Raw genomic sequence first — 25,022 nt, 5'->3', positions numbered from 1 at the left:
TCAACGCAGTTTGGCCGACGCGCAGCAGGTCATGAACAGGTTCTAACCGGTCCGCCCTTTGCGAGGGCGACCTCTGGGAACCCGAAGATGACCGACAAGATTGTCGTGGCGGCCTTGTACAAGTTCGTCACCCTGGACGACTACGTCCAATTGCGTGAACCCCTGCTGCAGAGCCTGCTGACCCATGACGTCAAAGGCACCCTGCTGCTGGCCGAGGAAGGCATCAACGGCACCGTTTCCGGCAGCCGCGAAGGCATCGATGCGGTACTGGCCTGGCTGCGCGCCGATCCGCGCCTGGTCGACATCGACCACAAGGAATCCTACTGCGCCGAGCAGCCCTTCTATCGCACCAAGGTCAAGCTGAAGAAGGAGATCGTCACCCTGGGCGTGCCCGGCGTCGATCCCAACCGGCGCGTGGGCACCTATGTCGAACCCCGGGACTGGAACGCCCTGGTCGACGATCCCGAGGTGCTGGTGATCGACACCCGCAACGACTACGAGGTGGGCATCGGCAGCTTCAAGGGGGCGATCGATCCCAAGACCAAGAGCTTCCGCGATTTCCCGGCCTATATCCGCGAGCACTTCGATCCGGTCCGGCACAGGAAGGTCGCCATGTTCTGCACCGGTGGCATCCGCTGCGAAAAGGCGTCGAGCTTCATGCTGCAAGAAGGCTTCCCCGAGGTCTTCCACCTCAAGGGTGGCATCCTCAAGTACCTCGAAGAGGTGCCGGCGGAGGAATCCCGCTGGGAGGGCGAGTGCTTCGTCTTCGACAACCGCGTCACCGTGACCCATGACCTCGCCGAAGGGGTCTACGACCAGTGCCATGCCTGTCGTACGCCGGTCTCGCCGGAAGACATGCAGTCGCCGCACTACAGCCCCGGCATCAGCTGCCCGCATTGCTGGGATTCGCTGTCGGAAAAGACCCGCGCCGGTGCTCGCGAGCGGCAGAAGCAGATCGAGCTGGCGCGCCTGCGCAACGAACCCCATCCCATCGGCCGCGATCCGCGGCTGAACGCCACGCCCAGCCCCAAGGAGGTCTAGGATGCCCGGTCGCCTGCTCTATGTGATGGACCCCATGTGCTCCTGGTGCTGGGGCTTCGCCCCGGTGGTCGAGCGCCTGGCCGAGCGGGCGGCCGCCCAGGGCATTCCCCTGCACCTGGTGGTGGGCGGCCTGCGTCGCGAGCGGGTGGCCCAGGACACCGCCAGCCGAGTACGCACCCTGGCCTACTGGCAGGCGGTGCAGGAGACCACCGGCCAGCCCTTCGCCCTGGACCAGGGGCCGCCGGAAGGCCTGGTGTACGACACCGAGCCGGCCTGCCGCGCCCTGGTCGCCGCGCGTCAGCTCGACGAAGAGGCCGTCTGGCCACTGGCCAAGCGTATCCAGCGGGCCTTCTATGTCGAAGCCCGCGACGTCACCCAGCCGGCGCTGCTGGTGGAGCTGGCCGAAGCCTGTGGCCTGCCGCGTATCGAATTCGCCCCGCTGTTCGATGGCGAGCCGGCGCACCAGGCCACCCAGGCCGACTTCGACTGGGCGTTGAATCTGGGTATCGCCGGCTTCCCCACGCTGTTGGCCGAGCGTGATGGTCAGCTGGCGCTGGTCACCAACGGCTACCAGCCGCTGGAGGAACTGGAACCGCTGCTGGACGCCTGGCTCAGCCGCGGCGCGCACCTGGCGTGAGTCTGGTCATCGACGAGCGTCTGACGCTGCCCGAGCAGGAAATCCAGCTCACCGCGGTTCGCGCCCAGGGTGCGGGTGGGCAGAACGTCAACAAGGTTTCCAGCGCCGTCCACCTGAGATTCGACATCCAGGCCTCTTCGCTGCCGGAAGCGCTCAAGGAGCGGCTGCTGGCGCTGCGCGACGGGCGCATCAGCCGCGACGGCGTGGTGGTGATCAAGGCCCAGCAATACCGCACCCAGGAACAGAATCGCGCCGACGCCCTGGAACGCCTGGCCACGTTGATTGCGGCGGCCAACGTCCAGGAAAAGCCGCGGCGCCCGACCAAGCCCACCTACGGTTCCAAGCAGCGCCGCCTGGAAGGCAAGTCGCGCCGCAGCGGCCTCAAGGCCAGTCGCGGGCGGGTGGATTTCTAGGCTGAGCAGAGGCCCCTTTAGCGCACCACGATCAGCGCACTGCCGGCCGCTTCCAGCATGTTGCGGGTGTTGCTGCCCATGAAGAAGTGGCGCAGGCGGGAGTGTCCGAAGGCGCCCATGACCACCAGCTCCAGGCCGTGTTGCTTGCGATAGCGCTCCAGGCCCAGTTCCACGTCGCCGTCGGTGATGGCGGTGGTGACCGTGCGGCCCTGCGCCCTGAGTTCGGTGGCGGCGCGGGTGAGGGCAGCGCGGCGTTCTTCGCGGTCACGGCCGACGGTCACCAGGTGGCAGGCGAGGCCGTCGAACAGCCGGCAGTTGGCCACCCAGGTCACCGCCTTGCGCGCGCTACTGCTGTCGTCATAGGCCAGCAGCACGCCGCTGGGTTTGACGAACAGGTGGCCGGCCACCAGCAGCGGGCGGTGCAGGAGGCGGATGGCGCTTTCCAGGTGGCGACCGATCAGCCGCTTGGGCGGGCTGTCCTCACCCTGGCGCCCCAGCACGATGAGGTCGAAATCCTCCTGCAGGCTCTCCAGCGAGCTCATCAGATCTCCATGTTGCAGCACGGCGCCGGCGCAGCGCGCCTGCTGCTCTTCCACCCGTAGCTGGGCCGCATCGAGCAGTAGCCGGCCCTGGTCTTCGGCGAGCGTGCCGCGCTGGGCATCCAGGGCGGCCAGCTCGGTGAGCAGCTGTTCCCGATTGACCAGCAGCGGCGAGGTGGCCTGGCCTGGTCGGGGGAAGCGTCGGTGATCCAGCACATGCAGCAGGGTGAGCGGGGCATCCAGGGCGGTGCCGGCCCAGGCGGCGAAGTCACAGACGGCGGCGCTCACGGCCGAGCCGTCGAGGCAGGCGAGGATCTTGGACATGGCCGCGGGTCTCCGGGAACAGGATATTGCTGGGAGAGACCCGGCGGCGCCGTTTCGGGTTCAATCGCCGAGGGCGAGGTCGTCCGTCACGCCGCCACGCCGCAGCAGCTGCTTGCAGCGGGCGGACAGGTGCAGCACCCGCACCCGCTTGCCGGCCTTGGCATAGCGCTCGTGCAGGGTGCGCAGTGCCGCCACGGCGGAGTAGTCGACGAAACTCAGGTGGCGGCAGTCCACCACCACCTTGGGCGGATCACCGGCCGGATCGAACTGGTTGAGAAAGGTGGCGGTGGAGGCGAAGAACAGGGTGCCGTGCACCTGGTATCTCTTGCTGCCGTCGGCTTCCAAGTGGCTGTCGGCATAGAGGCGGCGGGCGTGCTGCCAGGCGAAGTTGAGTGCCGCCAGGACGATGCCGCAGAGCACCGCGGTGGCGAGGTCGGCGAAGACGGTGATCACGGTGACGGCAATGATCATCAGCATGTCGCTGCGCGGCACCCGGTGCAGCACCCGCAGCGAGGCCCAGGCGAAGGTCTGCTGGGCGACCACGAACATGGTGCCGACCAGCGCCGCCAGCGGAATGCGCTCGATCAGCGGCGAGAGGAACAGCACGAAGAGCAGCATCAGGATCCCGGCGACTATCCCCGATAGCCGGCCGCGGCCGCCCGAACTCAGGTTGATCATGGTCTGGCCGATCATGGCGCAACCGCCCATGCCGCCGAACAGGCCGGACGCCATATTGGCCGCGCCGAGGGCCACGCACTCTCGATTGGGCCTGCCGCGGCTCTCGGTGATCTCGTCGGTGAGATTCAGCGTCAGCAGGGTCTCCAGCAGGCCGACCAGGGCCATCAGCACCGCATAGGGCAGGATGATCTGCAGCGTTTCGAGCGTCCAGGGAATGTCCGGCAGGGCCAGCTGCGGCAATCCGCCGGCGATGTGAGCCATGTCGCCCAGGGTGCGGGTCGGCAGGTCGAGGAAATACACCGCCAGCCCCACGCCAAGGATGGCCGCCAGCGCTGGCGGTACGGCACGGGTCAGGCGGGGCAGGAGCCAGATGATGGCCATGGTCGCCAGGGTCAAGCCGATCATCAGATACAGCGGGGCGCCGCTGAGCCAGGTGTCGCCCTGCTTGAAGTGTTCCAGCTGGGCCAGGGCGATGACGATGGCCAGGCCGTTGACGAAGCCCAGCATGACCGGGTGCGGCACCATGCGGATCAGCTTGCCCAGGCGCAGGAGGCCGAAGGCGATCATCAGCAGGCCGCCCAGCACCACCGTGGCCAGCAGGTACTGCACGCCGTGCTGCACTACCAAGGCGACGATCACCACCGCCATGGAGCCGGCTGCGCCCGAGATCATGCCGGGCCGACCGCCGAAGAGGGCGGTGAGGGTACAGATGAAAAAGGCGCCATAGAGTCCCATCAGCGGATTGAGATGGGCGACCAGGGCAAAGGCGATGCACTCGGGCACCAGGGCGAAGGACGTGGTGAGACCGGCCAGGATGTCGGCACGGGGAGAGACACTTTTCATGGCGTATCCAGAACGGGCGATGGTACGGCGGGGCACGATCGCGGATAGACGACGGGGCAGGACGATGCGGGCACACGCCGCAGGGGCGGTTACCGGAGGAGGGGTGGTGCTATGGCGGCGTCGGCAGGTGCTTGGACATGGTGGAAGGGTCCGAAGGCATCGCGAGGAAAGTTAGCGAGCTTAGCATGACTTTTCGATGCTGCCGAATCGCCGGGATCGGTGGCAGATGCCCGCGCTAGAGTGATCTACTTCTCGTTTGGGTGTTTCGGTTGCGCCTAGTGCTGAACCTCTAGAGCAACCACCGGTCGCAGGCGGGTTGCGCAAAGGGATGCGCAGCGTCCTTGCAGCGATGGCGTCTCCGGGGTCGGCATGATTCCTGGCTGAGGCCCTCGCTGGATCGTCGAGGCCTAGCAGGAGTCTGTACCATGGAGCTTAACTATCGTCGGGACATCGATGGCCTGCGCGCCATCGCCGTGTTGCTGGTCGTTCTCAATCACGTCGGCTTCAGCGCCTTTGGTGGCGGCTATATCGGCGTCGATGTCTTCTTTGTCATCTCCGGCTATCTGATCACCCGCAAGACCGCACCGGACCTCGCGCTGGGGCACTTCAGCTTCGCCGACTTCTATCTGCGCCGCGTGCGGCGGCTGCTACCGGCCTTCGTGGCCATGGCCGTGGTCACCAGCGTGGCGGCTGCCTGCATCCTGCTGCCGCGGGATCTCGCCAGCTACAGCAAGAGCCTGATGGCCGCGCTGCTGTCCATCGCCAACGTCTTCTTCTGGCGCGCCAGCAATGGCTATTTCTCGCCCACGGCGGATGAGCTGCCGCTGCTGCATACCTGGTCGCTGGCGGTAGAGGAGCAGTACTACCTGTTCTGGCCGGTGCTGCTCCTGCTGGGCTATCGCCTGCTGGGCGTGCGCCGTTGCGGCCAGGTCGCGGTGTTGCTGGCGCTCGCGGGCCTTGCGCTGTCGGAGTGGGCCGCACGGGCGCAACCCAATGCCGCCTACTACCTGCTGCATGCCCGCGCCTTCGAACTGCTGGTGGGCAGCCTGCTGGCGCTGTACTGGGAGCGCCTGCCGCGCGCCAGCGCCGGGCAGGCCAGGGTGCTTGGGCTGGTGGCCTTGGCGTTGATTCTGGTACCGGCCTTCACCCTCGATCACCACAGTCGCTTCCCAGGGGTGAATGCTCTCTGGCCCTGCCTGGGCGCTGCCCTGCTGATCTGGACCGGAGAAAACGGTCGGGGCCCCGCGCGCTGGCTGCTGGCCCAACGGCCCCTGGTGTTCATTGGCCTGATCTCCTATTCGCTGTATCTCTGGCACTGGCCGCTGATGGCCTTCACGAACTACATGGAAGTGCCCAAGGAGCTGGGGCTGCAACTGGCCCTAGTGGCGGCCTCGGTGGTGCTGGGTGCACTGTCGTGGCGCTTCGTCGAGCAACCCTTCCGCGGTCGGCCGCGTCATTCGCCACGACTGATCTTCGCCGGCCTCTATGCCGCGCCGCTGCTGGTGGGTGCGCTGGCGGTCGGGCTGACGCTCAAGTTCCAGGGTTTTCCGCAGCGTTACGACGCCAACACCGCCGCCATGGTCGAGGCGCTGGACAGCACCTTCGCCAAGGCACGGGGCAGCTGCTTCATCGAGGAGTTCGGCACCATGGCGACCCAGTGGTCGCCGGACCGCTGCCGCCTGGGCGCCGTCGACCGGCCACGGGCGGAGGTGCTGCTGGTGGGCGATAGCCACGCCGCCGCCAGCACCGGCATGCTCGATGTCCTGCTCAAGGACGCCGGCCTGCGCGGCTATGACATGACCCGCAGTGGCACCCTCTACCTGCCCGGTCTCGACGACGTCCACATCACCCGCCCGGGCAATCGCCTGGATCCGTCGATCCAGCTCACCGCACCGGTGGTGACCCAGGCCATCCGTACCGGCGGCTATCGCTATGTGGTGCTGGGCGGACGCTGGCCGATGTACCTGGAAGGCATGAGCGAAGCGGGCCTTTCGGCCTACAACGTGCTGCAGCGCCCGGGGGGCGGCGCGACGCCCGCCGAGCTGTTGCGGGAGGGCCTGGACAACGCCCTGCGCATCATCGTCCAGAGCGGCGCCACCCCGGTGATCCTGGCCGGCATCCCCGAGATCGGTGCCGGGCGCGACACCTGTCAGGTCAAGAACCGGCTGTTCCACACCGCCAACGACTGTTCCGTCGAATTGGGCGACGTGGCGCGGCGCCAGGAACCCTTCACCCTGATCCTCGACGACCTCAAGCAGCGCTACCCGCAGCTGCTGACCCTGGATCCCAAGGCCGTCACCTGCGATGCCCAGCGCTGCCATTCGGCACTCGACGGCACGCCGCTGTACCAGGATGGCAACCACCTCAACGTCAGGGGTTCACGGCTGATCGGCGAACGACTGGTGGCGCGGGGTGACAATCCGCTGCAGGTGGAAGGGGCGACGACCGAGCTGGATGCTCAGGCCATTCGTCAGGTCGCATCGGACTAGAGGAGGGAAGGCCGACTTCCATTGATCGGCGACAAGGGCGAAGCGCTCGATAAGCCAAACGATTGGGTTACTCTTGCCTCAGGGCCTGGCTATGCACCAGGCCCAGCCTGAACGAGGACAAGAAAACGTGGATATGAACCGTCGGCAATTCTTCAAGGTCGCTGGAGTCGGCCTTGCGGGATCCAGCCTGGCGGCGTTAGGCATGGCTCCCACAGCCGCCTTTGCCGACCAGGTGCGCCATTTCAAATTGGCGCACACCGTGGAAACCCGCAACACCTGTCCCTACTGCTCGGTCGGCTGCGGCCTGATCATGTACAGCATGGGTGACCGGGCCAAGAACGTGGCCCAGAACATCATTCACATCGAGGGCGACGCCGACCACCCGGTCAACCGTGGCACCCTCTGCCCGAAAGGCGCCGGGCTGCTGGATTTCATCCACAGCCCCAATCGCCTCAAGTATCCCGAAATGCGCAAGCCTGGCAGCAACGAGTGGACCCGCATCAGCTGGGACGAGGCGCTTGACCGCATCGCCACCCTGATGAAGGAAGACCGCGATGCCAACTTCATCGCCACCAACGACAAGGGCCAGACGGTCAATCGCTGGCTGACCACGGGCTTCCTGGCCGCCTCGGCGTCCTCCAATGAAACCGGTTATTTGACGCACAAGATCGCGCGGAATCTGGGCCTGTTGGCCTTCGATAACCAAGCGCGCGTCTGACACGGCCCGACGGTGGCAGGTCTTGCCCCGACGTTTGGCCGTGGCGCCATGACAAATCACTGGAGCGACATCAAGAACGCTAACCTCGTCTTGATCATGGGCGGCAATGCCGCTGAAGCGCACCCGTGTGGTTTCAAGTGGGTCACCGAGGCCAAGGCACACACAACGCCCGGCTGATCGTGGTCGATCCGCGCTATACCCGTTCTGCCTCGGTTGCGGACTACTACGCCCCCATCCGGACCGGCAGCGACATTGCCTTCCTGGGCGGGTTGATCAATTACCTGATCACCCACGACAAGATCCAGCACGAATACGTCCGTAACTACACCGACGTAGGCTTTATCGTGAAGGAAGGCTTCTCCTTCGAAGACGGCCTGTATACCGGCTACGACGCTGAAAAACGTACCTATACTGACAAGACTCAATGGGGCTACGAGATCGGCGACGACGGCTTCGTCAAGATCGATGCAACGCTAGAGCACCCGCGTTGCGTCTTCCAGTTGATGAAGCAGCACTACAGCCGCTACACCCTGGAAGTGGCCAGTCAGGTATGTGGGACGCCCGTTGAGGCGATCGAGAAGGTCTGGGCCGAGATTGCCGAGACGTCGGCGCCCGGTCGCACGATGACCATCCTCTATGCCCTAGGTTGGACTCAGCACTCCATTGGCGCCCAGATCATTCGTGCCGGCGCCATGGTGCAGCTGCTGCTTGGCAACATCGGTATGCCCGGTGGCGGGATGAACGCCCTGCGCGGTCACTCCAACATCCAAGGCCTTACCGACCTGGGTCTCCTGTCGATCCAGCTGCCGGGCTACCTGACCATCGGCGCCGACGGCGAGCAGGACTACCACGCCTTCATCGACCGACGCGCCAGCAAGCCGCTGCGCCCGGGACAGATGAGCTACTGGCAGAACTACGGCAAGTTTCACGTCAGCCTGATGAAGGCCTGGTACGGCGACAATGCCACCAAGGATAACGACTGGTGCTACCACTGGTTGCCCAAGGTCGATGTCACGGGTGCTGGCTACGATGTGCTGCGCTACTTCGACATGATGGACAAGGGTCAGGTCAACGGCTATTTCTGCCAGGGTTTCAACCCCATCGCCGCCTTCCCCAACAAGGCCAAGGTGATGCGCGGGCTGTCCAAGCTCAAGTGGCTGGTGATCATGGATCCGCTGGCTACCGAGACCTCCGAGTTCTGGCGCAACCACGGCGATCACAATGATGTGAATACCGCGGAAATCCAGACCGAGGTGTTCCGCCTGCCCACCACCTGCTTCGCCGAGGAAGACGGCTCCCTGGTGAACTCCAGTCGCTGGCTGCAGTGGCACTTCAAGGGTGCCGAAGCGCCTGCCGAGGGCCGAAGCGACATCGTCATCATGTCCGAACTGTTCCTCAGATTGCGCGAGGCCTATCGCCAGGACGGTGGTGCCTTTCCTGATCCGATCCTGGGCCTTTCCTGGCCCTATGCCAAACCAGGAGAGCCTTCGGCGGAGGAGTTGGCCAAGGAGTTCAACGGCTACGCTGTGACCGACGTGCTCGATGCCAAGGGCGCCGTTTCGGCCAAGGCCGGCCAGCAACTTGCCGGTTTCGGCCAGTTGATGGACGACGGCAGTACCGCCTCGGGCTGCTGGATCTATTGCGGCGCCTGGACCGAGCAGGGCAACCAGATGGCGCGGCGCGACAACAGCGATCCGTTCCACATGGGGCAGACCCTGGGCTGGGCCTGGTCGTGGCCGAACAACCGCCGCATCCTCTACAACCGTGCCTCCTCGGATCTTAGCGGCAAGCCGTGGGACCCGAGCAAGAAGCTGGTCTGGTGGAACGACAAGGCGCAGAAGTGGGGCGGTACCGACGTGCCGGACTTCAAGATCGACGGCAAGCCTGGCGACGGGATGAGTCCGTTCATCATGAACCCGGAAGGGGTAGCGCGCTTCTTCTCGCTGGACAAGATGGCCGAGGGGCCCTTCCCGGAGCACTACGAGCCGTTCGAAACGCCCATCGGCGTCAACCCGCTGCACCCCAACAACCGCAAGGCGCTGAACAGCCCGGCGGCGCGGGTGCTCAAGGACGACTGGGCGGACTTCGGCGATCGCAAGGACTTCCCCTATGCGGCCACCACCTACCGCCTGACCGAGCACTTCCACTACTGGAGCAAGCACTGCCGCCTCAACGCCATCATCCAGCCCGAGCAGTTCGTCGAGATCGGCGAGGTGCTGGCCAAGCAGAAGGGCATCGCCGCGGGTGATCTCGTACGCGTCAGCTCCAAGCGCGGCCACATCGTCTGCAAGGCGGTGGTGACCAAGCGGATCCGTCCGCTGCAGGTCAATGGCGAAACGGTGCACCATGTCGGCATCCCCATCCACTGGGGCTTCTCCGGCGTGGCGCGGATGGGTTACCTGGCCAATACCCTGACTCCCTTCGTGGGTGACGGGAACACCCAGACGCCCGAGTTCAAGTCGTTCCTGGTCAACGTGGAGAAAGCGTGATGGCAAGCCAAGATATCTACGCCCGCTCCGCGACGACTACGGCTTATCCGTCCGTGCGCAATCAAGCGGAAGTGGCCAAGCTGATCGATGTGTCCAAGTGCATCGGCTGCAAGGCCTGCCAGGTCGCCTGTTCGGAATGGAACGAGCTGCGCGACGAGGTGGGCCATACCCACGGCACCTACGACAACCCGGCGGACCTCACCGCGGACTCCTGGACGCTGATGCGTTTCACCGAGCACGAGGACGAGGCCGGCAAGCTGGAGTGGCTGATCCGCAAGGACGGCTGCATGCACTGCGCCGAGCCGGGCTGCCTGAAGGCCTGTCCGAGTCCGGGGGCCATCGTCAAGTACGCCAACGGTATCGTCGACTTCAACCAGGACCACTGCATCGGGTGCGGCTACTGCATCGCCGGTTGCCCCTTCGACATCCCGCGGATCTCGAAAAAGGACAACAAGGCCTACAAGTGCTCGCTGTGTTCGGACCGGGTCGGGGTCGGCCTGGAGCCGGCTTGCGTCAAGACCTGCCCAACCGGCGCCATCGTGTTCGGCACCAAGGACGCCATGAAGGAGCACTCCGCCGAGCGCATCGTCGATCTCAAGAGTCGCGGCTACGAGAACGCCGGTCTGTACGACCCGGTGGGGGTAGGGGGCACCCACGTCATGTACGTGCTGCACCATGCCGACCAGCCGCAGCTGTACAACCACCTGCCCAAGGATCCGACCATCAGCCCCACCGTGGGCCTGTGGAAGGGCTTCACCAAACCCCTGGCGCTGTTCGCCATGGGCGCGGCGGTGCTGGCCGGTTTCTTCCACTACGTGCGCGTCGGTCCCAACCGGACCGATGACGACGACGAAGTGGTCGAAGCACCGCCCCGTCACGAGGGCGATGCGCCCAAGGGCGAGGTCAAGCAGCTGAGTCCGTCCGTGCAGATCTTCGATCCGCACGACAAGCAGCCCTAGCAGGGGTACGCCCCCGGTTAGCCGGGGGCGTCCTGGGAGATCGAGATGAAACCTGAAATCCAGCGTTACAACGCCAACGAGCGGACCAACCACTGGATCGTGGCGATCCTGTTCTTCATGGCCGGGCTGTCGGGACTGGCGCTGTTCCACCCGGCGCTGTTTCCGTTGTCGAGCCTGTTCGGCGGCGGCACCTGGACGCGCATCCTGCATCCCTTCATGGGTGTGGCGATGTTCCTGTTCTTCGCCTTCCTGGTGATCCGCTTCTGGCGGCACAACAAGATCGGTCGTGAAGACGCCCAGTGGCTCAAGCAGATCAACGATGTGCTGAACAACCGCGAGGAAAAGCTGCCGCCGATCGACAAGTACAACCCCGGGCAGAAGATCCTGTTCTGGGTACTGCTGGCCTGCATGCTGGTCCTGCTGGTCAGCGGCGTGGTCATCTGGCGGCAGTACTTCGCCCACCTGTTCCCCATCCCGGTGATCCGCCTGGGCGCCCTGGCCCATGCCGTCGCCGCCTTCGTGCTGGTGCTGTCGATCATCGTGCACATCTATGCCGGGATCTGGATCAAGGGCTCGGTGACCGCCATGATGACCGGCTGGGTGAGCCGGGCCTGGGCCAAGAAGCACCACTCGCTGTGGTACGAGAAGGTCACCCGCGAGAAGAAGTGAGCGGTCTCTATCGTTGGGCTTCGCTACGCTCAACCCAACCTACGGCTGAGGGGCGCGGCATTTTGCCCCTCTCCCTCCGGGAAAGGGCTGGGGTGAGGGCAGCGGAGCCCGACACCCCAACCCGCCCGCTATCCTGAATCCTCCATCTTCCACCGTTTTCCTAAGGAGCCCTGCCATGGCGGGCCAGATCCTCGAGCCCGGCGAAATCGAAGCCGCGGCCGTCAATCCCGATTTCATCCTGCTGCCCGGTGGCGAGCTGTTCGGCTATCGCGCCGACCGCCTGCGCCTGCTGGCCGCCGGCAATGCGCTGAGTGACTACCTGCTGCTGATGGCCGACCTGTGCGAAGCACAGCAAGGGGTCTTCGACCGTCTCGCCCCTCTGCCGCTGGACGAGACGCGCAGCGCCCAGAGTCTGCAGCACGGCCTACCGCCGCTGGGCTACGACACCCTGGTCCGCGAAGGCGACTGGTTGCCCGCGCTGGATGCCCTACTGGAGAACCTCAAGCTCGCGCAGGCGCCAGTGCAGGCCGCCCTGGACGAACTGCGCCAGGCCGATGCCGGCCAGCGCAAGGCCTGGGCCATCGCCCTGCTGGCCGGCAGCTATGAGCTGGTGCCCGCCGGCGTGGTGCCCTTTTTGGGCGCCGCCCTGCAGGTAGCCTGGACCCACTGGCTGCAGCGCAGTGACTTCAGCGCCCTGCGCGAACAGGGCAGCCAGACCCTCTGCCCGTGCTGCGGTGCGCCGCCCATGGCCGGCATCATCCATCACCTGGGCAAGGCCAATGGCCTGAGGTATCTCACCTGCTCGCTGTGCGCCTGCGAGTGGCACTTCGTGCGGGTCAAGTGCAGCCACTGCGAGACCGGCAAGGGCCTGGGCTACTACTCCCTGAGCACCGACGACGCCAACGCCCAGAAAGCACCGCTACGCGCCGAGACCTGCGCCCACTGCAAGACCTACCTCAAGCACCTCTATCGCGACCACGACACCCGCAGCGAACCCCTGTCCGCCGACCTCGCCAGCCTGGCGCTGGACGTGCGCCTGGCGGAAGAGGGCTACGAACGCCACGCGCCCAACCTGCTGTTCGCCCCGGGCTAGACCGGGCTGGGCGACCGCCCGGGGCAGGGTGGTCGCCGTTCCTTCTGTTTCCGCATATGGCGGGCTGCCTCGCCTGGCCAGTGCCCAAACGCGCCTTCGATTTCACTTTCTGAAGCCAAGCCGCGCGAACCTCGGCGAAGCGGTCGCCAACGTTGCTTATCGCGACAAGAGTCGGCTGGCAGCACCCTGTCACTCCGGGGTCATCTTGCAGAGCCAGTCTATCGAGGGACACAAAACCTTCTATCACGCCAGGCGGCGAAGCCATCTAGTATGGATCTTACGCCGCTTCGTCGGTGTGCCCATCTGATGAGGGGATAACAATGACCGCAACGTCCGTTTTGCCCAGGGTGGGGCTTCCCCCTGCGCCGGCTCGACGCCGGCAGCTGTGTCTGTCGAGCCCCTAGGGCCGACACGACCGGAACCCTGCCTTCTGAAGGCCGTGCTGCCGTCACGGCTGACAACCGGATGAACAAGACCCTGAGGTGCCAAGAAGATGTCGACCGAATCCAAGTGCCCGTTCAATCACGCCGCCGGCGGCGGTACCACCAACAAGGATTGGTGGCCGAATCAGCTCAATCTCAACTTCCTGCACCAGCATTCCTCGCTGTCCGACCCCATGGGCGAGGACTTCGACTACGCCGCCGAATTCAAGAGCCTCGATCTGGAGGCGGTGAAGGCTGACCTGCGCGCCGTGATGACCGATTCCCAGGACTGGTGGCCGGCCGACTTCGGGCACTACGGTCCGCTGTTCGTGCGCATGGCCTGGCACAGCGCCGGTACCTATCGGGTCGGTGACGGCCGCGGCGGCGCCGGTCAGGGCCAGCAGCGCTTCGCGCCCCTGAACAGCTGGCCGGACAACGTCAGCCTGGACAAGGCACGCCGGCTGATCTGGCCGGTCAAGCAGAAGTACGGGCGCAAGATCTCCTGGGCCGACCTCATCGTCCTCACCGGCAACGTCGCCCTGGAATCCATGGGCTTCAAGACCTTCGGCTTCTCCGGCGGTCGCCAGGACGTCTGGGAACCGGACGATGCGGTGTTCTGGGGTTCGGAAACCGTCTGGCTGGGTGGCGACGTCCGCTATGGCGCCCACAAGAAGATGGAGCAGCCCGGTGACGGTGTGCTGACCGCCCAGCCCGAGCAGCATCCGGTGGAGCACAGTCGCAACGATAATCCGCAGCGCACCCTGGAAAATCCCCTGGGCGCGGTGCAGATGGGCCTGATCTACGTGAACCCGGAAGGCCCGGAGGGCAATCCCGATCCGGTGGCTTCAGCCCATGACATTCGCGAGACCTTTGGCCGCATGGCCATGAACGACGAGGAGACTGTCGCCCTCATCGCCGGTGGCCACGCCTTCGGCAAGACCCACGGCGCAGGTCCCGCCACCAGCGTCGGTGCCGAGCCGGAAGCGGCCGACCTCGAACAGCAGGGCCTTGGCTGGAAGAACAGCTATGGCACCGGCAAGGGCGCCGACACCATCACCAGCGGCCTCGAAGTGACCTGGACCTCCACGCCCACCCGCTGGAGCAACGAATACTTCGAGAACATGTTCAAGTTCGAGTGGGAGCTGTTCAAGAGTCCCGCCGGCGCCCACCAGTGGCGACCGAAAGACGGCGCCGGTGCCAATGCCGTGCCCGATGCCCATGATCCCAACAAACGTCACCAGCCGACCATGCTCACCTCGGACCTGGCGCTGCGCTTCGATCCGGCCTACGAAAAGATCTCCCGCCGCTTCCTGGAAAACCCGGACCAACTGGCCGACGCCTTTGCCCGTGCCTGGTTCAAGCTGACCCACAGGGACATGGGTCCCCTGGCCCGCTACCTGGGCCCGGAAACCCCGAACGAAGAGCTGCTGTGGCAGGACCCGCTGCCCAAGGCCGCAGGCGCGCCCCTGGGCGAGGCCGAGGTCAAGGCGCTCAAGGACAAACTGGCCGCGTCCGGTCTGAGCGTGTCCGAACTGGTCGGCACCGCCTGGGCGGCTGCCTCCACTTTCCGCGGTTCCGACAAGCGCGGCGGGGCCAACGGTGGCCGTCTGCGCCTGGCGCCGCAAAAGGACTGGGAGGTCAACCAGCCGGCGCAACTGGCCAAGGTGCTGGGCGTGCTGGAAGGCATCCAGCGTGACGTCCAGGGTCAGGGCAAGCAGGTCTCCATCGCCGACCTGATCGTGCTGGCCGGCAGCGTCGGGGTGGAAAAGGCCGCCCAGGCGGCGGGTCATTCGATCAGCGTGCCCTTCACCCCGGGTCGCGTGGATGCCTCCCAGGAGCAGACCGACGTTCATTCCTTCGGGCACCTGGAGCCCTGGGCCGATGGCTTCCGCAACTATGTGGGCGGGGAGTTCAAGGTCAAGCCGGAATTCCTGCTGGTGGACAAGGCGCACCTGCTGAACCTGACCGCGCCCGAGCTGACGGTGCTGCTGGGCGGCCTGCGCGTGCTGGACATCAACGTAGGCGGCGCCAAGCACGGCGTCTTCACCCAGCGACCGCAGACCCTGACCAACGACTTCTTCGTCAACCTGTTGGACATGGCCACCGAGTGGAAGGCTACCGGTCCGGACAAGGCCACCTTCGAAGGTCGTGATCGCCAGAGCGGCGAGCTGAAGTGGACCGGCACCCGGGTCGACCTGGTGTTCGGTTCCCATGCCCAGCTGCGCGCCCTGAGCGAGGTCTACGGCAGTGCCGACGCCCAGGAGAAGTTCGTCCGGGACTTCGTCAAGGTCTGGACCAAGGTGATGGAGCTGGACCGTTTCGATCTGCGTTGATCGCCGCGTGGTAACCAGAAACGCCTCCTCCGGGAGGCGTTTTTTTGTCCGCGCAACCGACCCGCCACTCATCGCCGATCAATGGAGAGTCGCCTTGAATGCGCATTCCAGAGCCTTCCTTGCGTGTGATGCGCCACGTCCCGCCTTAAGCAAACCCTAAGCGCACCTTAAGGAGCGCATAACCGAGGGAATACAGACTGCGCTAAACACCCAGAGGCTGTCCCCATGGAAGCGCTTGCCGAACTCTCCCTCAGTCTGGTCGAAGGCCCCATCCGCCCCGATCTGTGCCGCGATGAAGTCCTCGCCGATCTGTTCGAGGCCACCGCGACGCGGGCGCCGGAGCGGCCCGCCCTGCTCGAAGGTGAGCGCAGCCTGAGCTACGGCGAGCTGGACGCCTGGGCCGATCGCGCCGCCTCGCGGCTGCTGGCGGCTGGCGCCAGGCCTGGCCGCGTGGTCGGCCTCTGGCTGCCGCGCGGCATCGAGCTGCTGGTGATGCAACTGGCCATCGCCAAGACTGGCGCCGCCTGGCTGCCTTGCGATGCCGAGACCCCGGCCGACCGCGTGGCCCTCTGCCTGGAGGACGCCCAGGCGGTCGGTGTGATCACTGGAGCGCCCTTCGCCGATCTGCTGGCGCGTCCCGGGCTTGGCTGCTGGACCCCCGACGAGCTGAGCGTCGGCCTGGCCCAGGGCGAGACCCTGCGCCGGCGTGGCCAGGTCTCCCCGGACAACCTGGCCTACCTGATCTATACCTCCGGCTCCACCGGCAAACCCAAGGGCATCGGCATCCGCCAGGACAGCATCTGCCACTTCTTGCGCAGTGAGAATTCGCTGCTCGGCATCGAGGCCGGCGACCGGGTCTACCAGGGCTTCTCGGTAGCGTTCGACATGTCCTTCGAGGAGATCTGGATCAGCTACCTGGTGGGCGCCACCCTCTGGCTGGCGCCGCGGGAGATCACCGCCGACCCCGAGGCCCTGGCCCGCGCCCTGACCGCCAATCGCATCAGCGTGTTGCACGTGGTGCCGACCCTGCTGGCACTGTTGCCGGAAGACGTCCCTAGCCTGCGGCTGATCAACCTCGGCGGCGAGATGTGCCCCGAGCCCCTGGTGGCGCGCTGGAGTCGGCCGCAGCGGCGGCTGTTCAACACCTATGGCCCGAGCGAGGCCACTGTCTCGGCGAGTCTGGCGCAACTGCAACCGGGCGAGCTGGTGACCATCGGCCGGCCGCTGCCCAACTACAGCCTGCTGGTGGTGCACGCCGATGCCAGCCTGCCGCTGGCGCTGCTGCCACGCGATCAGGTGGGCGAACTCTGCATCACCGGTCCGGGCGTGGCGGATGGCTACCTGGGGCGGCCGGAACTGACCGCCGAGAAATTCCTGCCTAATCCCTGGAGCACTGGCAGCCACGACCTCAAGCTCTATCGCACCGGTGACCTGGCGCGGGTCGACGAACACGGCCAGGTGCATTGCCTGGGCCGGGTCGACGACCAGGTGAAGATCCGCGGCTATCGGGTCGAGCTGGGCGAGATCGAAGCCACCCTGGCGAGGCAGCCCGGCGTCGGGACCGTGGCAGTGGTGCTGCGCGAAGAGGCCGGCGTCGAGCAACTGGTGGCCTTCCTGGTCGGTGATGGCGGCCCGGTGCCGCGCAGCGACCTGTTGCGGACCGAGTTGGCCGGCTGCCTGCCGCTGTACATGGTGCCCAGCCGTTTCGAGTGGCTCGGCGAGATGCCGCGACTGAATTCCGGCAAGATCGACCGCAAGCAGTTGCGCACCCGGCCGCTGGCCATTGCCGTGGTGGCGCCGGTCGCTCCGGCCAGCGGCGCCCTGGGCGCCGTTCTCGCGGCCACCGCCGAACTGTTTCCCGGCCAAGCGCTGCACGCCGAGATGGATTTCTTCGATGACCTGGGCGGTCACTCGCTGTTTGCCGCCCGACTGGTTTCGCGCCTGCGTCAGGACTCGCGCTATGCCAGCGCCACGGTCAAGGCGGTCTATTCCGGTCGCACCCTGGGCGCCATTGCCGACGCCCTGGAGGCGGATGCCGCCGAGGCTGGCCAGGCCATGGCCACCGAGGCCTGGGCCCCACCCAGCCGCTGGCGCCGCTGGCGTTGCGGGCTGGCCCAGGCGGCGGCTCTGCCGCCACTCCTGACCCTGCGCCTGGGACGCTGGTTGGCACCTTTCCTGGCCTTCCCGCTGCTGATCCATTCCGGCACCACGCTGCCCCTGGCCATGCTGACCGCCCTGAGTCTGTTCGTTCTGGCCATCGGCCTGGAATTCGCCGTGGCCCTGGTAGGCAAGCGCCTGACCGGGCGCCTGCAGCCCGGTCGTTATCCGCTGTGGGGCCTGACCTACTACCGCTGGTGGCTGGGCGAACGCTTTCTCGCCCTGGCGCCGGCCTACCTGCTCAGCGGCTCGCCATTGGCTCGTGGCTGGCTCCGGCTGCTGGGCGCCCAGGTCGGTGCCGAGGCCTTCGTCGGCACCCTGACCTTGCGCGTCCCCGAGCTGCTGACCCTGGGGCAGGGCGCCAGCCTGGGCAATGGCGTCAACTTCGAGAACGCCCGGGTGCTGCGCGGCGAGTTGCTGCTTGGCCCCGTGACCCTCGGCCAGGAGGCCCAGGTCGGCTCCTATGCCATCCTCGAAGGTGATACCGCCCTTGGTGACGGCGCTCGCCTGCAGGCCCAGTCTGCCTTGCGCAGCGGTCAGCGCGTCCCGGCCGGACGCCACTGGGGCGGCGCGCCGGCCCATGACCAGGGCGCCGCCGGTGCCCGCGTCCTGCCGCCGACCCCGGTGTCCCGTGCCCAGCGTGCCGTACTGAAAGGGCTCTATGCCCTCAGCGGTCTGGTGGTCTCGGTGCTGTTCTTCATGCCGCTGTTTCCCCTGGCGCTGCTGATCGACGAACTGGAAAGTTTCGGTGGACTGCCCTGGTGGCACACCTCTTCGCTGCTGCTCGACGCCCTGCAGTATGGGGTGCTGGCGCTGCCACTGGGCGTGGTCAGCGTTGCCCTGACCCTGCTCGGCTGCGCCCTGGCGCGCCGGCTGATCCTGCCGCGCCTGGACGAAGGCCAGTGGTCGGTCGACAGCCTCTTCTACTGGCGCAAGTGGCTGGCCAACCTGATCCAGGAGTCGGCGCTGCAAAGCCTGCAGGGCCTCTATGCCACGGTGTACTCGGCCCTCTGGTATCGCCTGCTGGGTGCCCGGGTCGGCCGTGATGCGGAGATATCCACCGCCCAGGGCCCGGTGTCCTCGTTGCTGGAACTGGGCGCCGAGACCTTTATCGCCGATGCCGTGATGCTAGGCGACGAACAGGTAGCCCAGGGCTGGATGACCCTCAGGCGCACCTCCATCGCCCGCCGCAGTTTCGTCGGCAACGGCGCCTATGTCGCCGACGGCTGCCATATCCCCGAGGACGCCCTGATCGGTGTCCTGGGTCGACTCGACGAAGGCGTGCCCCTGCGCCAGGGCGAAACCTGGCTCGGCTCGCCGGCGGTGCGGTTGCCGGCGCGGGAAACCCTCACCGGCTACCCGGAAAGCCTGACGTTCCGCCCGGCACCCTGGCGCCGGGTGGCGCGTGGTCTGATCGAGGCCCTGCGCATCGTGCTGCCTACCGGCTTCACCGTCGCCGCCGGCTGCGCCATCGCCGAAGCCCTGGTACCGCTGTGGCAGGCCGGAGCCTGGCTGCAACTGCTTGGCGAGACCCTGCTGGCCGGCAGCGCTTTCGCCCTGGCCAGTTTCCTGGTGGTGCTGGGCCTCAAGTGGCTGGTGGTCGGTCGCTATCGACCGCGCTCGGCGCCCATGTGGACCTTTTTCGTCTGGCGCAGCGAAGCCATCACCAGCCTCTACGAGACCCTGGCCGTGCCCAATCTGCTCGGCACCCTGCGCGGTACGCCCTGGCTGCCCCTGGCACTGCGCCTGCTCGGCGCCCGACTGGGCCGGGGCACCTACCTGGATACCACCGACCTCACCGAGTTCGACTGCGTGCGGCTGGGCGATCACGGCGAACTCAATGCCCTGGCCGGGCCCCAGACCCACCTGTTCGAAGATCGGGTGATGAAGGTGGGCGAAGTCGAGCTGGGGGCCGGGGTCAACCTGGGGCCGCGCAGCGTGGTGCTCTATGGCGCCCGCGTCGGCGACGACGTGGAACTGGGCCCGCTGTCGCTGGTGATGAAGGGCGAAACCCTGCCGGGTCGCTCGCGCTGGGAGGGTAACCCCGTTCAGCCCCGGCGCTAGGACTGTCACACAACCATAAAGACAGCCCTGGATACTCCGCCCCGTACAACAATGACGGGGCAAGGCGATGACGGCGTGGGTACGACGGATCAGGATCGGACGGACCGGCTGGCTGCTGGGCCTGGCCCTGCTGCTGGCACTGGGGGTGACCCAGGGCCTGCGCAGCAGCCATCTGGACAGCCAGTTGCTGTTCTGGGTCGGCCAGCAGTGGCAGAGCGAACCCCGAACCTCCCTGGAACTCGGTCGCTACCGGGTGGCGGTGGAAGCCAAGCCGGTGGCCGGCGTCACCGAGAACCTGTCCGACCTCAGCTATGACCCGGAGCGGGATCGCCTCTGGGCAGTGGTCAACAATCCGCCGGAGTTGCTGGCGCTGAGCCGGGACGGCGAGCTGCTGCAACGCCATCGCCTGGAAGGCTTCGACGACGTCGAAGGCGTGACCTACCTGGGCAACGACCGCCTGCTGCTGGCGGAAGAGGGTGCCAACGCCCTGACCCTGGTAGGCATCCCCGAGGGCGACGACGTGCTCCGGCGCAAGGACTATCGCAGCCTGACCCTGGATCTCTTCCCCCGCGCCAACCAGGGCTTCGAAGGCCTGGACTACGACGCCGCCCGCGATCGGCTGTTCGTGGTCAAGGAGCACTCGCCGCGCAAGCTCTATGAAATCCGTGGCCTGCTCAAGAGCTTCGACGGCGACTTCGCCCTGCGCATCATCGATCGCCAGGCCTGGCTGGACCAGGCGCCCAGCACCGGCGACCTGTCCGCGGTCCATGTCGATCGCCGCACCGGCCACCTGCTGCTGCTCAGCGACGAGTCGCGGGTGCTGATCGAACTCGACGACCAGGGCCATACCCTGGATACCCGTTCCCTGGTGGCGCCCTTCGGCGGCCTGTCACGGCGGATCCGCCAGCCCGAGGGTGCCACCCTGGATACCGCCGGCAACCTCTATGTGGTCAGCGAGCCTAACTTGTTCTATCGCTACCAGAAGCGCTGAAACAGGTGCTTGGATTCAAGACTGCTCGATACCGGTGGAGGGGTCGTAGATCAAGCTAACCAGATCGGCCACCTCGGTTAGCGAGCCCCTCATCGCCATCGCTCGATCAAAGCCATGAAAGTGCTCAGGCGCACCTTGACGCAACAAGGCAAAAGCCGCTTTCGGACCCGGATAATAGAGTCCCCGCACCGCGAAATAGTCTTCCAGCAGGGAGAACAGCAGCCAGTGGAGCCGATAGTGACCTTCGGCATCGTCGCGTGCTGCCCGGCGCAACATGCGCCGCGCCCACTGTTGCCGGTGGAGACGTTCATCGGTTGACAGCGCTACGGTCTGTTCTGCTACTAGCTCTTCCACCTGGGCAAGCACCTGCTCGCCAAACCGTTCGCGCTGGAACAAGACTCGGCCGCCCTTTAGCCGAACCCAACTGGCATTGGGTCGTGCAGCGGTCGCATCGATCCAGCCATCCACATATAGGCCCTGCCAGTCCGTGGGCAAGCGGATCGGGGCGTCCGTATCCCGGAACCCTAGTACATCCAGATCGCTGTCAGGCTCCCAGTCGCCACGAGCGCGCGAGCCGTAGAGGATAGCGGTATGACAGCCGTAGTCGTGGCGCAGCACTTCGGCAAGGGCTGCCACCAGCGTGGCGTTGTCCGCCGCTGAACAACGAGCCATTCAGACGCCGCCCAGTCGCTCCAACACGGCGGGGGTGTCCTGGGCGCCCATGGCGCGGGCCACGCTCAGCGCCGTGTTGCCGGCGGCGTCCCGGGCCTTGGGATCGGCGCCGCGGGCGACCAGCAATTCCACCATCTGCACGTGATTGAACATGGCCGCCATCATCAGCGCGGTCTTGCCGTCGGGCATGGCGCCCTCCACGGCGGCGCCGTGCTCCAGCAGCAGTTCGGCCATCGGCAGGTTGTTCTTGAAGGCCGCCCCGGCCAGGGGCGACTGGCCCATGTCGTTGGCCAGATTCGGATCGGCCCGGTGCTCCAGCAGGACGCGACTGGCCTCCAGGTGACCGTGGTAGCTGGCCAGCATCAGCAGGCTGTCGCCCTTGTGATTGCGCAGATTGGGCGTCAGCCCCTTGTCCAGTACCAGGGCCAGCACCTCGGCATTGCCGGTGCGCGCAAGGTTGAACACCTCGGTGGCGAATTCCTGGGCTTCTTCATCGGTCATGCGCTGGGGACCGTCTGCGGTCATGGGGTTCTCCTGGGCTAAAGGCGGGCGGGACCCTCGGGGTCCCAGACGATAGGAGGGCAGACCCGAACGGCAGGAGGGAGTTCTCCCACGGCGGCGAAACAAGGCCGCCGCGAGCCGGCTAGCCGAAGGTCGCATGGGTCTCGGAAAAGGCCTGCAACTCCGCCACGCTGTAGTTGCCGACCATCAGCACCGGACCATGGGCCGTGCCGATCTGTGCCGGCAGGGTGTCGAGAAAGCCACCGGTCGGGGTCACTCCCAGGTTAGTGTATTCGGCGGCCGGCAGATGGAATTCGGCGATCAGGCGCGCCGCTTCGGCGATCCCGGCGGCCACGCTGACCGGATGCAGGGCCACCCCCAGCGGATTGACCTGGCCACCGTTGTCGCCATTGAACAGGTGGCCCACCTTGGCCGCCGCCTCGGCCAGGTCGTGCTGGTCGGCCTGGGCACCGATCAGGAACAGCGAGCCATAGTGCGGCAGGCTGCCACCGCCCTCGGCCTGGCTGACGAAGCTGGGCGCGAAGGGTTGCTCGCCACGGATGTCGGAACTGTAGTTGGCCACTGGATCACCGAGGGTGACCACGTTGACGAAGTTGCCTCCCTGGCCCACCGCGTGCAGGTCACGCGGAATCCCGGAGGCCTCGAAGCTGATGCCGCCCAGACCGGTCTGCTGGGCAACGTATTCCGCCGAGATGCCACCCAGGGAGTGGCCGGTGACGAAGATGTCCTGGGTGCCATAGCCCTGCTTGGCCGCCGCCTCGATCACCTGGTGGGCGAAGTCCAGCGGCTGGTGCTGGGCGCTGGACACCTGCTGGCCGAGGATCTGCAGATCGCTCAAGAGGCTACCGGCGGTGGACAGGGGGTCGATCAGCAGATTCTCGCCGCGGGTCGTGCCAGCATAGCTGATGAGCACCTGGTTCTCGGCGGTGATCCAGGTGTGAGCCGTCGCGCCGTTGAGCGAGTTGTGCAGCGTCAGCTGCTGGCCATCGACCAGGAAGGGCCGCATGCCGTCGGGCGTGCCACCCAGCACGTACTCGCTGATGGCGCCGTTGAGGAATTCGCTGACGGTGGGGGTGCTGGCCGAACTGGTCTGCGCCAGCGGCGTGACCGCGGCGCCTTTCAGCGTGTGCAGGTAGGTGAAGTTGCCGAGGCTGACGATGTCGCTGTGGTCGAGCAGGCCATCGCTGGCCCAGGGGGAGGTTTTCTTGGACATGACGGCACCTTTGTTATTGTCGTGAGGTGGACGTGGTGGCCAGGGCTTTCCACGCCAGGACTGCGGTAGGCGCCTGGGAAAAGCCCGCGAAAACCATCCTAGGACGGGCTCTGGCACGCGGCAAACCGGGAACCCAGGGGTCATTTCCAGACGACCGAGGTCCGGGTTCGGGCCACCCCATGCAACGGCGGGCCAGGCCTGCAGCAGCGCGGCACGCTCTGGTCGACCCGCCCTGGGTTCGGGCTACACTGGGGATCGACTCGACCCCAGAGGCTCCCATGACCGCCATTCGCCTGCCGTCCATCGACCGCCTGCTGCGCCACCCCGCTTCGCGTCCGTTGGAGGAGCGCCACGGTCGCGAGCAGGTCCTGGGCGGCTATCGGTCGCTGCTGGACGATCTGCGCGGCGCCCTGAAGGCCGGCACCCTGACCGCCGTGGAGGTAGAGGAGGGCGTCCTGGCCGGCCGCCTGGGCGAGCGCCTGGCACTGCGTAGCCAGCCACGGGTGCGGCGGGTGTTCAACCTCACCGGCACGGTGTTGCACACCAACCTGGGGCGGGCGCTGCTGGCGGAAGAGGCCATCGCCGCGGTGACCGAGGCCGCGCGCCAGCCGATGAATCTGGAATTCGACCTGGCCACCGGCAAGCGCGGCGATCGCGACGACCTGGTCGCCGACCTGGTGCGCGAACTGACCGGCTCCGAGGCGGTGACCGTGGTCAACAACAATGCCGCGGCGGTCCTGCTGGCCCTGCATGCCATAGGGGCGCGCAAGGAAGGGGTGCTGTCCCGTGGCGAGCTGATCGAGATCGGTGGTGCCTTTCGCATCCCCGACATCATGGCCCGGGCCGGGGTCAAGCTGGTGGAGGTGGGCACCACCAATCGCACCCATGCCCGCGACTACGAGGCCGCCATCGGCCCGCGCACCGCGCTGCTGATGCGGGTGCACACCAGCAACTACAGCGTCCAGGGCTTTACCGCCAGCGTGGCCACGGCGGAGCTGGCCGCCATTGCCCGCGCCCATAACGTGCCGCTGCTGGAAGACCTGGGTAGCGGCACCCTGGTGGACCTGACCCGCTGGGGGCTACCCGCCGAACCCACGGTGCAGCAGGCCCTGCGCGATGGCGCCGACCTGGTGACCTTTAGTGGCGACAAGCTGCTGGGCGGCCCCCAGTGCGGCCTCATCGTCGGTCGCCGCGACCTCATCGAGCGCATCAAGAAGAATCCGCTCAAGCGGGCGCTGCGGGTCGACAAGCTGACCCTGGCCGCCCTGGAAGCGACCCTGGCGCTCTATCGCGATCCGGATCGACTGGCCGAGCGGTTGCCCAGCCTCAGGCTGCTGTCGCGCTCGGCCGAGGCCATCACCACCCAGGCCGAGCGGCTGCTGCCGGCCTTCGCCGCCGTGCTAGGCGCGACCTATGCGGTCAGCGTGGAGCCGGCGCTGGGCATGATCGGCAGTGGCGCCCAGCCGGTGGCACGGCTGCCCGGGGCGGCGCTGTGCTGTCGCCCCCAGGTCAGCAAGCGCCTGCGTGGGCGCGCCCTGCGGCAATTGGAAGAGGGCCTGCGCCAGCTACCCATTCCGGTGGTGGGGCGCATCGACGCCGATGCGCTCTGGCTGGATTTGCGTCAGCTCGACGACGAAGCCGCCTTTCTCGCGCAATTGCCAGCGCTGCTGCTGCCGGAGATTCGCTAAGAGCCTGTTCAAAGGCTCGCGAGCTAGAGCCAAACAAGGCGAAAAGACCTGAGGAAGCGGAGTTTACG

Annotated in this window: 16 protein-coding genes and 1 pseudogene; 12 read left to right on the top strand and 5 right to left on the bottom strand. The window is 66.5% G+C overall.

The window, feature by feature from the left end:
• Window positions 1-87 precede the first annotated feature (87 nt).
• The 3 genes from C722_RS0106960 to arfB are packed head-to-tail and all read left to right on the top strand — an operon-like array spanning window position 88 to window position 2,091.
• On the top strand, window positions 88-1,041 hold the full coding sequence (locus C722_RS0106960; RefSeq protein ID WP_017639808.1) for a rhodanese-related sulfurtransferase: 954 nt from the start codon (window positions 88-90) through the stop codon (window positions 1,039-1,041).
• Between the two features lies 1 nt (window position 1,042).
• A complete protein-coding gene (locus tag C722_RS0106955; protein WP_017639807.1) occupies window positions 1,043-1,678 on the top strand; it encodes a DsbA family protein in 636 nt (211 codons plus the stop codon).
• Window positions 1,679-1,680: 2 nt separating this feature from the next.
• On the top strand, window positions 1,681-2,091 hold the full coding sequence (gene arfB, locus C722_RS0106950) for an alternative ribosome rescue aminoacyl-tRNA hydrolase ArfB (RefSeq protein WP_037063345.1): 411 nt from the start codon (window positions 1,681-1,683) through the stop codon (window positions 2,089-2,091).
• Between the two features lie 17 nt (window positions 2,092-2,108).
• Here arfB and C722_RS0106945 read toward each other — a convergent pair whose 3' ends face one another.
• Entirely contained in the window at window positions 2,109-2,954 is an 846-nt protein-coding gene (locus C722_RS0106945; protein ID WP_017639805.1) for a universal stress protein, read from the bottom strand.
• Between the two features lie 60 nt (window positions 2,955-3,014).
• Entirely contained in the window at window positions 3,015-4,475 is a 1,461-nt protein-coding gene (locus C722_RS0106940) for a SulP family inorganic anion transporter (protein WP_017639804.1), read from the bottom strand.
• 425 nt (window positions 4,476-4,900) lie between these two features.
• On the opposite strand from C722_RS0106940, the gene C722_RS25405 reads away from it, so the two are divergent.
• The 8 genes and pseudogenes from C722_RS25405 (at window position 4,901) to C722_RS0106895 (ending at window position 20,859) form a co-directional block, all read left to right on the top strand.
• Window positions 4,901-6,964 (top strand): acyltransferase family protein, encoded by a 2,064-nt coding sequence (locus tag C722_RS25405; RefSeq protein WP_017639803.1) that lies wholly within the window; start codon window positions 4,901-4,903, stop codon window positions 6,962-6,964.
• A 127-nt stretch (window positions 6,965-7,091) separates the two neighbouring features.
• A pseudogene (fdnG, locus tag C722_RS24695) lies at window positions 7,092-10,171 on the top strand (formate dehydrogenase-N subunit alpha).
• Window positions 10,171-11,130 carry a formate dehydrogenase subunit beta gene (gene fdxH / locus C722_RS0106920; RefSeq protein ID WP_017639801.1) on the top strand — a complete coding sequence of 320 codons (960 nt, stop codon included), beginning with the start codon at window positions 10,171-10,173 and terminating at the stop codon, window positions 11,128-11,130. Before fdnG ends, fdxH begins: the two are co-directional and overlap by 1 nt.
• A gap of 45 nt (window positions 11,131-11,175) precedes the next feature.
• Entirely contained in the window at window positions 11,176-11,799 is a 624-nt protein-coding gene (locus C722_RS0106915; RefSeq protein ID WP_017639800.1) for a formate dehydrogenase subunit gamma, read from the top strand.
• A gap of 175 nt (window positions 11,800-11,974) precedes the next feature.
• On the top strand, window positions 11,975-12,892 hold the full coding sequence (gene fdhE, locus C722_RS0106910; protein ID WP_017639799.1) for a formate dehydrogenase accessory protein FdhE: 918 nt from the start codon (window positions 11,975-11,977) through the stop codon (window positions 12,890-12,892).
• A gap of 493 nt (window positions 12,893-13,385) precedes the next feature.
• Window positions 13,386-15,647 carry a catalase/peroxidase HPI gene (gene katG / locus C722_RS0106905; protein ID WP_017639798.1) on the top strand — a complete coding sequence of 754 codons (2,262 nt, stop codon included), beginning with the start codon at window positions 13,386-13,388 and terminating at the stop codon, window positions 15,645-15,647.
• Window positions 15,648-15,872: 225 nt separating this feature from the next.
• Window positions 15,873-19,868 carry a Pls/PosA family non-ribosomal peptide synthetase gene (locus C722_RS0106900; RefSeq protein WP_017639797.1) on the top strand — a complete coding sequence of 1,332 codons (3,996 nt, stop codon included), beginning with the start codon at window positions 15,873-15,875 and terminating at the stop codon, window positions 19,866-19,868.
• Between the two features lie 67 nt (window positions 19,869-19,935).
• Window positions 19,936-20,859, top strand: a complete 924-nt coding sequence (locus tag C722_RS0106895; RefSeq protein WP_017639796.1) for an SdiA-regulated domain-containing protein — start codon at window positions 19,936-19,938, stop codon at window positions 20,857-20,859.
• A 15-nt stretch (window positions 20,860-20,874) separates the two neighbouring features.
• Here the strand turns inward: C722_RS0106895 and C722_RS24690 are convergent, their stop codons facing one another.
• From C722_RS24690 to C722_RS0106880, 3 genes are all read right to left on the bottom strand, one after another.
• A complete protein-coding gene (locus C722_RS24690) occupies window positions 20,875-21,531 on the bottom strand; it encodes a nucleotidyltransferase domain-containing protein (protein ID WP_017639795.1) in 657 nt (218 codons plus the stop codon).
• Window positions 21,532-22,056, bottom strand: coding sequence for an ankyrin repeat domain-containing protein (locus tag C722_RS0106885; RefSeq protein WP_017639794.1), 525 nt, complete (start codon window positions 22,054-22,056; stop codon window positions 21,532-21,534). It lies immediately after the preceding gene.
• Between the two features lie 118 nt (window positions 22,057-22,174).
• Window positions 22,175-23,266 carry a hypothetical protein gene (locus tag C722_RS0106880; protein ID WP_017639793.1) on the bottom strand — a complete coding sequence of 364 codons (1,092 nt, stop codon included), beginning with the start codon at window positions 23,264-23,266 and terminating at the stop codon, window positions 22,175-22,177.
• A 278-nt stretch (window positions 23,267-23,544) separates the two neighbouring features.
• Here C722_RS0106880 and selA point away from each other — a divergent pair, with 278 nt between their 5' ends.
• Window positions 23,545-24,954, top strand: a complete 1,410-nt coding sequence (gene selA, locus C722_RS0106875) for an L-seryl-tRNA(Sec) selenium transferase (RefSeq protein WP_017639792.1) — start codon at window positions 23,545-23,547, stop codon at window positions 24,952-24,954.
• Window positions 24,955-25,022 lie beyond the last annotated feature (68 nt).

Source organism: Pseudomonas sp. 313, from assembly GCF_000316965.1.
GTDB lineage: Bacteria > Pseudomonadota > Gammaproteobacteria > Pseudomonadales > Pseudomonadaceae > Chryseomonas > Chryseomonas benzopyrenica.
Note: the sequence above shows the minus strand (reverse complement) of the source record. Positions and strands in the feature narration are given on the sequence as shown.